Source organism: Candidatus Paceibacterota bacterium, from assembly GCA_035452965.1.
In the GTDB taxonomy this organism is placed as follows: Bacteria; Verrucomicrobiota; Verrucomicrobiia; order Limisphaerales; family UBA8199; genus UBA8199.
In genome coordinates, this window is record DAOTCE010000009.1 from 16,015 (window position 1) to 29,458 (window position 13,444).

At 61.4% G+C, this 13,444-nt stretch carries 15 protein-coding genes; 12 read left to right on the forward strand and 3 right to left on the reverse strand.

All coding sequences use genetic code 11. The annotated features are described in order from the left end of the window. Nucleotides 1-265: 265 nt before the first annotated feature. The 11 genes from P5205_09450 (at nucleotide 266) to P5205_09500 (ending at nucleotide 7,799) form a co-directional block, all read left to right on the forward strand. Nucleotides 266-1,768 carry a DUF4055 domain-containing protein gene (locus P5205_09450; protein ID HSA10582.1) on the forward strand — a complete coding sequence of 501 codons (1,503 nt, stop codon included), beginning with the start codon at nucleotides 266-268 and terminating at the stop codon, nucleotides 1,766-1,768. 10 nt (nucleotides 1,769-1,778) lie between these two features. Then, nucleotides 1,779-2,546 (forward strand): hypothetical protein, encoded by a 768-nt coding sequence (locus P5205_09455; protein HSA10583.1) that lies wholly within the window; start codon nucleotides 1,779-1,781, stop codon nucleotides 2,544-2,546. Nucleotides 2,547-2,594: 48 nt separating this feature from the next. Next, nucleotides 2,595-3,605, forward strand: coding sequence for a hypothetical protein (locus P5205_09460; GenBank protein HSA10584.1), 1,011 nt, complete (start codon nucleotides 2,595-2,597; stop codon nucleotides 3,603-3,605). A 57-nt stretch (nucleotides 3,606-3,662) separates the two neighbouring features. Next, nucleotides 3,663-3,890 (forward strand): hypothetical protein, encoded by a 228-nt coding sequence (locus tag P5205_09465; GenBank protein ID HSA10585.1) that lies wholly within the window; start codon nucleotides 3,663-3,665, stop codon nucleotides 3,888-3,890. A 147-nt stretch (nucleotides 3,891-4,037) separates the two neighbouring features. Next, entirely contained in the window at nucleotides 4,038-4,448 is a 411-nt protein-coding gene (locus P5205_09470) for a fibronectin type III domain-containing protein (protein HSA10586.1), read from the forward strand. Next, entirely contained in the window at nucleotides 4,445-5,311 is an 867-nt protein-coding gene (locus P5205_09475) for a hypothetical protein (GenBank protein HSA10587.1), read from the forward strand. Before P5205_09470 ends, P5205_09475 begins: the two co-directional genes overlap by 4 nt. Nucleotides 5,312-5,314: 3 nt before the next feature. Next, on the forward strand, nucleotides 5,315-5,905 hold the full coding sequence (locus tag P5205_09480; GenBank protein HSA10588.1) for a hypothetical protein: 591 nt from the start codon (nucleotides 5,315-5,317) through the stop codon (nucleotides 5,903-5,905). After that, the gene (locus P5205_09485; protein ID HSA10589.1) at nucleotides 5,902-6,363 is read left to right on the forward strand and encodes a hypothetical protein; all 462 of its coding nucleotides are present in this window, start codon (nucleotides 5,902-5,904) and stop codon (nucleotides 6,361-6,363) included. The genes P5205_09480 and P5205_09485 overlap by 4 nt, the downstream gene beginning before the upstream one ends. A gap of 5 nt (nucleotides 6,364-6,368) precedes the next feature. Further along, on the forward strand, nucleotides 6,369-6,680 hold the full coding sequence (locus P5205_09490) for a hypothetical protein (protein HSA10590.1): 312 nt from the start codon (nucleotides 6,369-6,371) through the stop codon (nucleotides 6,678-6,680). Further along, on the forward strand, nucleotides 6,677-7,426 hold the full coding sequence (locus P5205_09495; GenBank protein ID HSA10591.1) for a hypothetical protein: 750 nt from the start codon (nucleotides 6,677-6,679) through the stop codon (nucleotides 7,424-7,426). Before P5205_09490 ends, P5205_09495 begins: the two co-directional genes overlap by 4 nt. A gap of 22 nt (nucleotides 7,427-7,448) precedes the next feature. Continuing rightward, entirely contained in the window at nucleotides 7,449-7,799 is a 351-nt protein-coding gene (locus P5205_09500; GenBank protein ID HSA10592.1) for a hypothetical protein, read from the forward strand. 61 nt (nucleotides 7,800-7,860) lie between these two features. On the opposite strand, the gene P5205_09505 is transcribed toward P5205_09500, so the two are convergent. Beyond that, nucleotides 7,861-8,886 (reverse strand): tyrosine-type recombinase/integrase, encoded by a 1,026-nt coding sequence (locus tag P5205_09505; protein HSA10593.1) that lies wholly within the window; start codon nucleotides 8,884-8,886, stop codon nucleotides 7,861-7,863. Between the two features lie 756 nt (nucleotides 8,887-9,642). On the opposite strand from P5205_09505, the gene P5205_09510 reads away from it, so the two are divergent. Then, entirely contained in the window at nucleotides 9,643-10,188 is a 546-nt protein-coding gene (locus P5205_09510; GenBank protein HSA10594.1) for a JAB domain-containing protein, read from the forward strand. A 90-nt stretch (nucleotides 10,189-10,278) separates the two neighbouring features. On the opposite strand, the gene P5205_09515 is transcribed toward P5205_09510, so the two are convergent. Next, complete coding sequence (locus tag P5205_09515; GenBank protein HSA10595.1) at nucleotides 10,279-10,635, reverse strand: hypothetical protein; 357 nt, start codon at nucleotides 10,633-10,635, stop codon at nucleotides 10,279-10,281. Then, complete coding sequence (mobF, locus tag P5205_09520) at nucleotides 10,562-13,420, reverse strand: MobF family relaxase (protein HSA10596.1); 2,859 nt, start codon at nucleotides 13,418-13,420, stop codon at nucleotides 10,562-10,564. Before mobF ends, P5205_09515 begins: the two co-directional genes overlap by 74 nt. Between the last annotated feature and the right edge of the window lie 24 nt (nucleotides 13,421-13,444).

Here is a 13,444-nt window from a genome sequence, read left to right on the forward strand (position 1 = left end):
CGTCAGCATCCCGCGCCGGAGGGGGCGCCGGACGCGGGCGTCCGTGCTGTCGTGAGCGACTGGCAGGCGGAGCGCCGGTTGCGCCGCCGAGGCGCAATCCGGCGCGGAGCCTGGCAGGAGCGGTGCCCGGTGCTGGAGGTCGTCAACGGTTTCTTTCGGGAAAAGTGACGACTCCTGATGGCGGGGGATGGCTGCTGATAGCGTGTGATGACACGGCCAGTGGAGCATCGGTTAGAGGGCAAAAAGCGATGCTAAGGTTGCGCCGATGGCAGTCAATGCGACTCATCCTGATTACGACGCCGCGGCCGTGGACTGGTCGCGAGCGCGTGATGTCCTCGCCGGCGAGGATGCGGTCAAGGCCGGGGGTGAGCATTATCTCCCGCGGTTGGATTCGCAGACGGATGAGGAGTTTGCGGCGTATGTGAAGCGGGCTTCGTTCTTCAACGCGACGGCTCGCACGTCTGAAGCCTACCAGGGTTTGATCTTCCGCCGACCTCCGTTTGTGAAGCTGCCGGAAGGCAACTCCGGTCTCGGGCTGGCGATGCAGGAGTTCGCGAATGATGCCGACATGCTGGGCACGTCGTTGACTGCCTACGCGAAGATGGTGGTCGGCGATGTGATCGGTTTGGGGCGAGCCGGAACACTGGTGGATTGGGAATCGGAAGCCGAGGAGCGTGCTTATGCCGTGTTCTATCGGGCGGAGCAGATCATCAACTGGCGGGTGGAGCGGGTGAATGGGCGGAATGTGCCTACGCTGGTCGTGTTGCGGGAGCAGGTCATCGCGAAGCCCCGCCCGGACAGCGATGAGTTCGAGCTGGGGATGGTGGATCAAATTCGGGTGCTGCGGTTGGTGGCGGATGACAATGGCGAGCCGTTTTGTCGGGTTGACTTGTGGCAGGAGCTTGATCCGGGTTCGCGGAAGTTGCGGCGTGGGAAACGGGAGTGGGTGTTGATGGAATCGCGCGTGCCGCGTCGGCTGGGGCGGGCGTTGCCGCTGATTCCGTTTGTGTTCCATGGGCCGCGTCATTCGCGGCCGGATGTGGATCGCGGGCCGCTGGAGGACATCATCGCCGTCAATCTGGATCACTACCGCCTCGATGCTGATTTCAAGCATGGGCTGCATTTCACCGCGCTGCCCACGGCGTGGGTCAGTGGGTTTGATAAGGGCGCGAGCCTGAGGATTGGTTCCAGCCAGGCGTGGGTGAGTGAGACTCCCGGTGCGAATGCGGGCTTCCTGGAGTTCAAAGGTCAGGGGTTGGAGACCTTCGAGCGCGCGATGGATCGCGACGAGCGGCTGATGACGATCCTGGGCTCGCGGATGCTGGAGGAAGCAAAGCGCGTGGGCGAGACGGCGACCGCAATCGAGCTACGCCAGTCCGGCGAATACAGCATCCTCGGTGGTGTTGCGTTCAGTGTGAGCGAATCGCTGACGCAAGTGTTGCGCTGGGTCTATTGGTGGAACTCGACAGAGGAGCTACCGGACGATGTGAGCGATACGCAAGTGTTGATGCAGCTCAACACGGATTTCAGCACGAAGGGTCTGGCAAGTCAGGATGTGCAGGCGATTGTGGCGGCGTGGCAGGCGGGAGCGATCAGCCAGGACACGATGCATGAGTTGTTCCGCCGGGGTGAAGTTCTACCCGAGGGCAGAACCAATGAGGAGGAGGCCGCACTGATTGAACAACAAAGGCGCGAAGACGCGAAGAAGGCGGCTGCTGCAGGTGAGGGCCTGGAACAGCGCCGACTGACGTCGGCGGCAACGAAGTGAGGAAGGATCTATGGCACTGAGAAAGAAATACGATTCGTTGAAGGAAATCCCGGCGGAGGATGTTCGCCTGTATGTGGAGCGCGAAGGTGCGTGGCACCTGGACGTGGACATGAAGGAAGAGAAGGCGAAGCTGGATGAATTCCGCGCGAACAACATCGCGCTCAGTAATCAGCTCGCGGAGCAGAAAAAGCGCTTCGAGGGCATCGACCCGGACCAGGTGCGGAAGCTGGCTGAGGAAAAGCAGCGACTCGAGGAAGCGCAGCAGATCAAGAGCGGCGAAGTGGAGAAGGTCATGGAGAATCGGCTCAAGACCGCTAAGGGCGAATGGGACAAGCAATTCGCGGCGGTGACTTCGGAGCGGGATTCGTTGAATGCTCGGCTCACGGCTATTCAGATTGACCAGGGCGTGATCACGGTGGCGACGAAGCGGGGGCTGCGGCCTACAGCAATTCCCGACATCACCGCCCGGGCGCGCAGTGTGTTCCGTTTGGTGGATGGCGCTCCTCGCGCTTACGAGGCCGATGGTCAGACAGTGCGCGTGGGGAAGGATGGCATCACACCTATGACTTTGGATGAGTGGGTGGAGCAGCAGGTTGCTGACGCTCCTCATCTGTTTGAATCGAATGCGGGCGGCGGTGCCGCCAGCAACGGCTCCGGTGGAGTCGGGAACAAGTCCGTGAAGAATCCGTTCCGCAAGGAAACGTGGAACCTCACGGAGCAAATGAAGTTGCAGAAATCCGATCCGCAGTTGGCGGCGCGGCTGAAGGCTGCGGCCTGAGGCACTGGCGTGCCGGCCACCAAGGATCACAACCGGAGAGAGTGAGATATGGCTAAGACAGCAGTGGCGGACATTATCATCCCCACGGAGTTCGAGAAGTATGCCATTGAGCGGACAGCGGAACTGTCGCGCTTTGGCGAGTCGGGCATCATCGAGGTGGCGCCCGAGTTTGATGAGTTGGCACAGGGCGGCGGTCGCGAAGTGAAGATGCCGTTCTGGAAGGACCTGACTGCGACGCGGCAATTGCTGAGCGATTCGGCATCGCTGACGGTGAACAAGATCACGGCGGATACCGATATTGCCCGCATCCACAATGATGCGCAGGTGTGGAGTGTGAACCACCTGGCGAAGGTGATCTCGGGCGATGATCCGATGCAGGCGATCGTGGACCTGGTGGCAGCCTACTGGGCGCGGACAGATGAGGGGCTGGTTATCTCCTGCCTCAAGGGGATGTTCGCTGCGGCGTCCATGTCGGGCAATCTGCTCGCGATTCACTCGGAGTCGGTGGCTGGTTCTTCGGCGACCACTCGGCTGAATGGCGCCACGTTCGTGGATGCGTGCGCGAAGCTGGGTGACGCGGGCGGGAGGCTGACAGCGGTGGCGATGCATTCGGCGACGGAGGCTGCTCTCAAGAAGCTCGACTTGATCGACTTCCTGCCGGACAGCCAGGGCAAGCCGAGTCTGGCCAGCTTCCAGGGGCGGCGTGTGGTCGTGGATGACAACCTGCCGACGCGGGCTGGCAGCACTGACGGCACGGTGTACACGACCTACCTGTTCGGCCAGGGCGCGTTCGCGAAGGGTATCTCGCCGCTGGACGGCGCGCCGCTGCAAGGCGGGCACGGCACGGAGGGTGTGGAGATGGCGCGCGTGCCGCTGGACAGCGACACGGTGCTCATTAACCGGCGACGCTACATCCTGCATCCTCGTGGGGTGAAGTTCACCAGCGCTTCGGTGGCTGCTGACTCGCCGACGAACGCGGAGCTGGAGACCTCCAGCAACTGGGTTCGGATCTGGGAGAACAAGAACGTGCGGCTGGTCGCGATCACCCACAACAACTGAGCATGAGCCGGGGACGCAGTCGTCCCCGGCGCTTGCGTTTCCTGAAAGGACACACGTATGGGCAAAGAGATTCCGCGCAGCTTCGAGAAGATTCGGAGCGGCGAGCAGATTCAGTATCCGACCTTCACCAATGTCGCCGCGGCGGTGGCGGCGGGCGTGACGGCGGCGAAGTATCCGCGCCGTGTCATTTATCTGAGCGCCGGGGGGACTGGTGCGGTGCCGTGCCTGGCGATCAGTGACGGCACGAACTGGAAGCAAATTGCGATCGGCGCGAACGCAATCTAAGCATGGACGGTTTGCTTCCAATCATTCGTCGGGTGAGGCGTCCGCTGTTGCCGGTGGAGGGCCCGGCGGACGCCAAGCCTGCGGTTGACTCTGTGCCGAGCGAGCAGAAAGCGGTGGTGCCAAAGGATGAGTCGCCGAACCCAAGCGATGAGAAAGCTGCCTCACATCAGGGAGAGCGGTAAGCCGCGGCGGATGTCGCGCCGATGGTGGGCGTGGCTGGCAACGTGGCTGGCGGACCGGCGACGGGAGCGGCAGTCAGCGCAGCCGGCGGTGCCGGCTCCGAATGCGCCGAGCAACCTGAGCGTGTCGGTGGAAGAGGGGTTCTTCATCCTGATTTGGCAGGACAACTCCAGCAACGAGGCGGGATTCCGGTTGTACCGGAAGGCGTTCAACGAGGAGTACTACATCGTGTTTGAACCTGACGCGGACATGACAGCGTACGGTGACTTCGACGTGGAATACGGCGTGTATTACACGTGGTACGTGGTGGCCTTCGGCGAGGGCGGCGAATCGGCGCGGTCGAATGAGGTCAGCGCGCAGCTTGCGGGAGGGGCATGAAGATCCTGCTGCATTCCTATGTCGCCGCGCGGTCGCTGATAGCGCGGTATCTGCACGCGCAAACGGTGCTGCGAGCGGCGGAGTTCGAGACTGATGTGCGGACGGGTGTGAAGGCGGACGATCTCGACGTCAGCGGTTACGACGCGCTGGTGAGCCATGACGTGGTGCCGGCGGCGGTGCGCGGTGCGCTGCCCGGGCGGGTGCTTGGCGGCCGGCGATGGTCGCGGCCGGAGCAACTGACCTGGCTGGCGGAGCGGGATTTTCCGGTGATGGAGTGGAAGCTCGTTGGGAGCCAGGCGGAGGGATTGGCGCTGTTCGACACGTGGGGTGTGGATCGGCTGATCGTGAAGCGGTCGTATGTGGATGGGGGCGCGGGCTGGCATGTGCTGACGCGGAATCAGGCCCGCTATGTGACGTGGGACACGGCCAAAGACATCGTATGCCGTGAGGTGAACGAAGACGATGGGCGGGTGTTTAAGGCGGACCTGTTCGCGGGGCGGATCATGATCGGCTACGTGCTGAAGAAGGCGCCGCTGCGCGACCGGTTGCTTGCGAACGATGAGACGCCGGATGGGTATCGGCGCCTGGCGGTGTATCGGGATGATCGGGTCGCGCCGGATGAGCGGCATCGGGGGTTGGTGGAGTTCGGCGAAGCGGAGAGGGAGGAGCTGCGGCGGCTGAGCCGGGAGTTAACGCAGGCGGGCTTGGGGTATGTAAGCGTGGACTTGATGCGGAAGCCGGATGGGACGCTGGTGGCAATCGAGTTGAACACGGCGCGGGTGGCGACGTGGTGGACGGAGCGCTTTGCGTTCACGCGCGAGCGGTTCGGTGAGGCGCTGGTGGACCTGGTGAGGAGGTTTTGAGCTATGGCACTGACACTGATCAAAGAGGATGGCACGGGGAAGGTGGACGCCAACAGCTACGCGAGCGTGGCGGATGGGGATGCCTATTTCGAGGGTCATCTGTATGGGACGGCGTGGACGGCGGCGACGTCGGGCACGAAAGCGGCAGCGCTGGTGATGGCGACGCGGCTGGTGGATTCGCAATTCCAGTTCAATGGCTATCGCGCGCATGAGACGCAGGCGTTGCAGTGGCCGCGGGAGCGGTGCCCGGACCCGGATCGGAACGCGGTGACGAGCTCGCTGCAGTCGCCAGTGTTGAGCAGCTTCGTGCCGAATGATGAAGTGCCGGCGGGGGTGGCGTCGGCGGTGTGCGAGATGGCGCGAGAACTCTTGATCGTGGACCGGACGGCTGCGCCGCCGGGCGAGGGGATCAGCTCCACGCAAACCAGCACGGCGTCGCACGACTCAGCCGGCGGGTCGAGCTCGCAGAGCAGCACGACCTACAGCAAGGAGGACACACGGCCGATTATGTCGCGGGTTGCGCAAGCGATGCTGGCGAAGTACGGCGCGTTGATCCAGGGCGGCAGCGGCAGCGTGCGGCTGGTGAGAGTATGAAGTGGTTCTGGACAACGCTGGTCTTGGTGTGTGCCGTGGCCGCGGGCGGTCAGGTCCTGACGCTGGCTTGGGATCCATCCCCGTCGGGGGCGGTGTCGGGCTACAGGCTCTACTACGGCACGAATACGCGCTCGTATCAGTTCGTGACCAACGCGGGGCTGGTCCTGACGCAATCCGTTGTGTTGCCGCATCGTGGGCGTTGGTTCTTTGCGGCGACGGCGTACGACACCAACGGGCTGGAGTCTGACTTCAGCAGTGAAGTGTCCTGGGAGAGCAAGCCCTTGCCGCCGGCGATGGCGGGCAAGACTTGGGTGAGGCTGGCGCCGGTCTTTGGGCGGAGCACGAACCTGGTGACTTGGGGAAGTGTGACGGGTGAGGCGACGTGGTTTCCGGCGACGAACAGAGCGGAGTTCTTCCGCGTGAATCGGCTCCTGATGGAGCGAGTGATGGTGCCATGACGAACATGAACCTGAGTGAATTTCTGCGAGGCGTGGACCACGCAGCGGCAAAGGATGATCGCTGGCTCTTTATCGCCAGCCTGGTGGTGATCGGGCTCTTCGGTATCTGGGTCATGCGTTACTTCGTGAAACAGCATGAGCGGCTGCTCGAAGACCACCGCCAATCCCGGGAGTGCTATCAGGAGAGTTTGCGGGGCGTCGTGGCTGAGCAGAGCGCGATGAACGGCAAACTGGTGGTGTGCCTGGACAACAACACAAAGGTTTTGGAGGAGTGCCGGGATGAACTCAGGTGCTCCTGCAGGAGAAAACGACGATGAAAACTACGAAGCGCGGTATGTGGTGTGGTGCGGCCGTGATGGTTGTTGCGGCATTGTTGGCGGTCAATGGCTTGAGCGGATGCTCAACTTTGGACCGGGCGTATAAACAGGAAGTGACGTGGACCAATGCGCCGGTGGTGCATGTGTTCACGAATATGGTCGTGGTGACGAACACGGTGCCCGTGGTGACGGAGCGGACCAACATCGTGTATATGACCAACGCGACGACTGGCGCGGTGGCTGGCTATCTGGCGCGTGAGCCCGTGGCGACGAATTTGGTCTCGGCGGTGGTGACCAACTTCGTGCCGGTGTTCTACACGAACGTCGTGCAGGTGCCGGTGACCAACCTGGTCGCCAAGCCGGAGGCGCTCGCGACGATCGAGGCCACGGGGTCCATCGTCAACACGTTTGCGCCGGGCATCGGCAGCATCGTGGCGCTGGCCCTGGCGGGGCTGTATCATGGTTACCGACAGGTGCGCAACCGGAAGGTCAACGAGGCGCTGGTGCAGGGTGTCGAGACGGCGAGGGCCATTCTCACTACCACGCCGCAGGGGCAAGCGGCGGACGCGCAGTTCGTGAAGTGGTTGATGGATCACCAGAAGGAGGCAGGCGTGTTTACGACGGTGTCCGGACTGGTGGAGCAGCTCAGCGACAATCCGGCGGCGAGGCTGACGGCGCAGGAGATTGCGCAGCGGGTGCAGCAGGCGCAGCAGCAGCGGACGTCCGGGCAGGCCGTGGCGGCGTAGGTTCAACCCTGTCTTTGCTGCCATGAGAGAAGATCAACATCGTTTCCTAACGCTGCTCGGGCAATTGCCGGCGCGGCTCAATTCGGAGCAGGCGGCCTGGGTGCTGAACTGTCAGGCGCATGATGTGCCGATTCTTGTCGGAGCGCGCCTGCTCAAGCCGCTGGGCAATCCACCGCCGAACAGCGTCAAGTACTTCGCGACGCTGGAGGTTCTGGAGCAGGCCAAGGACCGGACTTGGCTCGCCAAGGTCACGAGTGCGCTGAACCAGCACTGGCAGAATAAGAACGCGGCCAGGCGGAGACAAAGGGTCCCAGGCCTGGGCGAGCGGCCGATCATTGCCGAGAGCGCCGTCGCCGCAGCGGCCCGCAACTAACCTCCGTTTGGTAGAACTTCCGCGGGGCACTGCTGGACAGTGCCCCGCGAGTCCCGGAGGCTCACGCCGCCGCTTTGGCCTTCTCCGCTGCCTGCTGCTCGTAATCCTCGAGGGACGGGAGTTTCATCAGGGCACGTTTCGCGTAGGCGCGATGTACGGCCTTGCTGTTGTGCCCTAGAGCCTCCTGAGCGTAACGTTCGGGATAGCCGACGATTTTCGCTCGCTCGGCCCACGCGTAGCGATAACAGTGGAGCGTCACGCCAGTGATGCCAAGCTGGCGGCAACGCTGACCAAACTCGGTTGCGCGGTCGCCGGCACGGACGCGCGACAGATACGGGAACAACGGCCCTTCAGACGGCAGGTCCTTGAACAGATTCAGCGCCTCCGTGCCCAGGTGGATCAGGACCGGCACGCCGGTCTTTTTACGGGTGAAGCTCACCGTGCCGTTCTGCCAATCCACGTCTTCGCCTTTCAAAGCCGCGATGTCGCCCTGGCTGGCGCCGAGGTGCCAGCACAACTGGTAGAGGGTCTTGCGCTCGGGGTTCACTTCAGCGGCAATGATCTTCTGGTGCTCTTCTAACGTGATGCCGCGTTTCTCCTTGTACTTCACTGCGGGCCATTGGCGTTTCGGGACGAGCGGCCAGGGCAGCCAGTTCATGTCCACGCAGAAGTTGTGCAGGCGGCGGAGGAAGACGTTGGTGGAAACGGTTCCGACCTCCAGCGCTTTCAACAGCACTTCGCCCTGCGTCTCGATGATCACGCGCGGCAGGAGTGGTGCGAGTGCCTCGTCCTTGGCGACGCTGCGCCAGCGGTCCTGGTTGGCGCCCCGCTTCGTGCTCGTAAGGCTCTCCAACGCTTGCCGCCAGGTGCGCGTGGCAACGCCGTTGTCGCTGCCGGCGAGGTACGCCTTGGCGATTTGCAGATTGAGGACGGGCTGACGAAGGGAATTATTCTTCGCGTCGACAATCTGCTGGGCCTCGTCCTTGTTGGTGGTCTTGAGGCTGGTGCGTTTGCCGGTGAGCTTGTCCACGCAGTAGAACATTCCGCCGCGGGTGCCACGGTGGATTAAACGGTAACGGGTCTTCATTGTTATTCTCACAACGGCGAGAATAATCCTGACCGGTTCCGAGTACTCAGCGGGTAGTGGGCGAGTAAAAGCCCGTTACGCTGAATCCTGACGGAGTAGTAAAGTTGGTGTCCGTTTTGGTGTCCGTTGTGGACCCCTAGCTTCCTAACTCCTTGGTGCTACAGCACTTAGAGATGGAGGCGAGGGTCGGAATCGAACAGGTTTTGGTGCTTCGGTCGCACCAGCCCATTCAATCATAACTCCCGCACTCACAGGCCCGTCGCGTGACAGGCAACGAAACCGCCTGTAAAATGGGCGTTTTCCGGCGTTTCGTCAAGTCGCTGATTACTCTGCCATTACTCACCAATTAGGAGGAAACAACCCGTTCAGTGAGGCGTTGCTGGCACTTTTGCTGGCACTAAAACCCACCGAAAACCACGTGAAATCGGGGCAATCCTGCGACATGCGTCCGCAACGTCGCATCATTGCCTCAGTGGTGGTCAGAGTGTCAGATTCGTCGAAGAGGATGCAGCGCATGCCCGGCATCCGCCGATGAGGTAATCCGTAGTGTTCATCCCGCCCGTGCCCGCGCCTCTGGTTGCTCCGCGCAACCTCGCGCCAGCGGTCGGAACATTTTTCCGCCCGCTGTCACTCCGTTGCTGATGCTCCGCCGCCCGGCGGCGCGGGCACAGGCGGGTGCGTTTCGCCAGGAGCGGGGCTGCTCTCTCGGGGCAGGTGAAGAGAGCAGTCCCGCTCCTTCAGAACGAAACGCAAAACATGAACACAACGGAAGACCTCATCTCCACTGGATGCCTCACCATCGCTCCGCAGCCCGCGAACAACATCGTCAAGCCCATCAAATTCCCGGCTCAACCGCAGGAATGGAAAATCGTATCACTTCGGGAATGTCCCACACCCGACACCATGCAACAGTGCGAGACACCGGATCAGGCAGCCGCCTATTGGAAAGCGCATATCGCGACCCATCCTTACTTCAATTCTGAATGTGAATGTCTGGTGGTCTTCATCCTTAACACCCGCCGCCGTATCAAAGGCCACTACCTGGTGTCCATTGGAACGATGGATACCATTCTCTGTCATCCCAGGGAGGTATTCCGTTTAGCCATCATGGCGAGCGCCGCCGCAATCATCATCGCGCACAATCATCCGAGCGGCGAGCCGACTCCATCCGAGGCCGACATCAAAATCACCCGTGACCTCATTCGAGCGGGCCAACTTCTCAAAATCGAAGTTCTCGATCACATCGTCGTTGGAAACCCAAACCACAGCAGTCTTCGCAGTCTTGGCTACTTTTACAGCTAGCCGCTCTCGGCTTCCGCAATTGGAAGCCATTTTCATCCTCATGGCACATCAATCCTCAAAGCATATGAGGAATTGTGTTCGGCGGACGGATCATTCCGAGCCGCTTGGAGGTCGCTCCCGCTCCTTCTCAGCTTCGGTGACGAGGATCTCACGAACTACGGGCTGGCCGTCCGGCACGAGTGATCGCTGATTTGGCGGCAATGCCATCAGGAAGGACAGTTCCATCCGCTGCATCCCGGTTTCGATGCGGCGCAGGGAGTGGCCGCGAATCAAGACCTCGTGCGTGGCGAAGACCAATCGGAGACGCTGCTCCTTCCCTTCGTTCTTGAGTTCAGCGAAGGCGAACTGATCGAAAGGCAGAAGCAGGCTTTGTTCAGCCGACACTTCGATTTTGACCGCGCGAGCGTTCGGATCGCTCGCCCAACATTCGGGTGACTTTGTGCTCATAGGTTTCAGTGGGTTGATGACGACGACGGGACAATCTCAGACGACAAAAGCTGTTAGCGGCACGACGGCCAAAGCGCAGCATATAGCCGTGCAGCCGATCCCAAAGACGGACGCCGGAAAGAGGAGTTAACCCGGCCGCGAGTTCCATTGCCAGCGGCCTGTGACCGGAGCGCGTGACGTTCTCGCGCAACTGCTCTTTGTCCGGGGTAAAGATTCGGATGCCGCGCCGCCCCCGCGAGATGGTCACATACCACTGTTGCGCATTGGTCGCAGCCTTGATGGTGGAGTCGGAGAACAGGACGTGATCCACCGTCTTGCCTTGCGAGCCGTAAGACGTGACAGCATAGCCGGGAAGGAATTCGCGGAAACTCGCATCCAAGACCCGACCATCGGTGAGTTCAATGCCGCCGTCGGAGCGAACTGACTTCACCGCCACCAGCTCCCCGTTCGTGACACGTCCACCGGAGGCCAGCTTGCGATTAGCTTTCAGGTGCAGCCTGTCGCCGGTTGCCACCGCGATCTCGCGCGACTGGCAGACCGAGATGCGGTCGAGCATCTTGGTTGAGACGGTGACAAACCGCCCGCCGACTTCAACCAACAGCCCGGACTTGAGGATTCCCGATAGCTTGCCCATCGCCCCAGGCTCGGCCTCGCGCACCTTTTGGTTGAAGACAATAACAGCATCTTGCGGAAAGAACCGCTCATCGCGCTTTTGCGCGTTGGTTAGGTCCACTCGTTCGAGCAACTGAACTGTGGAGTCGTTTGCGCCAAGCAGTCCCTTGGCTTTGAGCGCATCGCGCACACGCGAGTTGACCCGGTGAACTTCCGCCCAGGTCTGCGACACCACCACCGCCGAGGCATTTTGTTCCGTGAGCCGGAGATATTCGTCGGCAAGTTTGTCCGCTTGCTCACCCAAGCCGCACGCCACGACCACCCCCATCTTGTCGAGGCACTCGAAGGATTCCCCCATCTTGCCTGCCGCTGCCAACTCGACGGCCTTCCGATAGCCCTTGATGAGCGTCCGCTCCTCCAAGTTGCGAGCGAGTTCGGGATCTTGTCGGCGAATCTTGCGCAACTCGACTGACCTGACGCCGGCATGGCGCTCAATCGCAAGGAGCGCATCTGAAGCCTCAACCGCTCCGTGTTGCCGGGTGTCACCAGACAGGATTACCCGCGCATTTCGTGAGCCGGCGAGGCGAAGCAGTTCGAGCATCTGGCGTCCGCCAATCTGGCCAGCTTCGTCCACGACGACGACCACACGTTCCGCCAATTCCCCTTTGGCAAGAAAACTGGCGACCGTGGCAGGCGACGGGAATCCCGCCTTCTCCATGTCCACGACCTGTTGGCGTTGCGGTGCAAGAACGGCAACCGACCGTCCTGCCTGACGCAGTTGCTCGACGAGTTCATGCAGCACGAAACTTTTCCCTGTTCCCGCGCCACCACGAAAGACAGAGACGAGATTCGTCGAGGCGAGCAACCCTTCAATAGCCTTTCGTTGCTCGTCATCGAGTTTGGGATTTGAAGGCAGTGGATTCGCCACCAAAGGCCAACAATGTCCAACCCCCTCCTTCGCGGTCTGAACAATTTCCCATTCCCGCAGTAGCACGTCGCGCTTTGTGATTTCGCTCGGGCGCTCCGCATCCCGGATGTAACCACGCTGTTCGGTGAACGTCTTGAGTTCGGCGACGGAGAACTTCTCGCCGCGCGCACGACCCAACGCCTCCTGCCATACTTGGCATTCCAGCACGACCGAGTTGCGGTCGAACAGGTGGTCCTCCGCCCATTGAACCGCCTCGACGATGGACACGGCCTCTCGTTGCTTTTCATCCCTCGTCACAGCCTTTGTCAGTCCATGCAGAAGATCACGTTCCGCTTGGCTCAATTGCGCGTTCCACAACTTCCGTAGTTCATCGCGGCTCAAATCCTTTTGCTTCCGCGTTCGTTTTTCGGTCGCCAGACGAGCGCGCAGGCCCGCGACGTTTGCACCAGCCAGTTCTGGCTTCTCGGCCAGCAGCTTCGCCAGCGCCTTGTCCACTTCCGCATCCCGTTTGGAAAACCGATCGCACAATTCATTCGGGATACCCTCAACTTGAAAATCACCACGTGGCAGATTGCGAATACGATAGCCGAAACCACGCAACTCACGGGCGAATTCATGGTAGTAAGCGTTCTCAGCGAATTTACGGGCGCGCAGCAACTCGTAGTTCTGAAGCGCCTTCCAGCGATTCTCGGAAGCGTCGAAAGTTGCGTTGAAAACGATGCAGTGGGTATGCAGGTGCGGATCAAGCGCCCGTGACGTGTCGTGAGTGAACAAGGCAGCCGTAAAGTTCCCGGTGCGCCGGTCGGAATGCTCGCCATCGAGACGGATGCGTGTCGAGGCGAAGGCCTCGAACTCGCGCAATGCCGACTTCACAGCCCGCGCATGAGCTTCCAGCACACGAGCGTCCTCGCCAAGAAATCCGGCCAGTGAGACCGACTTTGGCGGGGAAAAGGTGAAGTCGTAGAAAATCCGGCGGTTCGCGGCGTTGCCGTCACTATCAGCCCGAGTGGTGTTCAGTCGCTGAGTCAGCGTTTCGCCCGTCGCGGGGTGCTGATTCTCGCACAGGCGAAGAAACTCATCCGCACGGACGCGACCAGCAAGTCCGAGACGTTGTGCGCCCGATCCGATCCATTCCCCAGATACTCGCTGACCCTCGTCGTAGTAATCGCCGACGCAAAGGTGCTCCTCAAAGTATTCCCGCGCGCTTTTGAGGTTGTATTGCGTCTTGGCCGTCAGCACGGCCACAAGCATTCCACCGCCGACTTCTCA

Coding starts and splice junctions, on each gene's coding strand:
- P5205_09450 (HSA10582.1), top strand. CDS start 266: ATGGCAGTCAATGCGACTCATCCTGATTACGACGCCGCGGCCGTGGAC.
- P5205_09455 (HSA10583.1), top strand. CDS start 1,779: ATGGCACTGAGAAAGAAATACGATTCGTTGAAGGAAATCCCGGCGGAG.
- P5205_09460 (HSA10584.1), top strand. CDS start 2,595: ATGGCTAAGACAGCAGTGGCGGACATTATCATCCCCACGGAGTTCGAG.
- P5205_09465 (HSA10585.1), top strand. CDS start 3,663: ATGGGCAAAGAGATTCCGCGCAGCTTCGAGAAGATTCGGAGCGGCGAG.
- P5205_09470 (HSA10586.1), top strand. CDS start 4,038: ATGAGAAAGCTGCCTCACATCAGGGAGAGCGGTAAGCCGCGGCGGATG.
- P5205_09475 (HSA10587.1), top strand. CDS start 4,445: ATGAAGATCCTGCTGCATTCCTATGTCGCCGCGCGGTCGCTGATAGCG.
- P5205_09480 (HSA10588.1), top strand. CDS start 5,315: ATGGCACTGACACTGATCAAAGAGGATGGCACGGGGAAGGTGGACGCC.
- P5205_09485 (HSA10589.1), top strand. CDS start 5,902: ATGAAGTGGTTCTGGACAACGCTGGTCTTGGTGTGTGCCGTGGCCGCG.
- P5205_09490 (HSA10590.1), top strand. CDS start 6,369: ATGAACCTGAGTGAATTTCTGCGAGGCGTGGACCACGCAGCGGCAAAG.
- P5205_09495 (HSA10591.1), top strand. CDS start 6,677: ATGAAAACTACGAAGCGCGGTATGTGGTGTGGTGCGGCCGTGATGGTT.
- P5205_09500 (HSA10592.1), top strand. CDS start 7,449: ATGAGAGAAGATCAACATCGTTTCCTAACGCTGCTCGGGCAATTGCCG.
- P5205_09505 (HSA10593.1), bottom strand. CDS start 8,886: ATGAAGACCCGTTACCGTTTAATCCACCGTGGCACCCGCGGCGGAATG.
- P5205_09510 (HSA10594.1), top strand. CDS start 9,643: ATGAACACAACGGAAGACCTCATCTCCACTGGATGCCTCACCATCGCT.
- P5205_09515 (HSA10595.1), bottom strand. CDS start 10,635: ATGAGCACAAAGTCACCCGAATGTTGGGCGAGCGATCCGAACGCTCGC.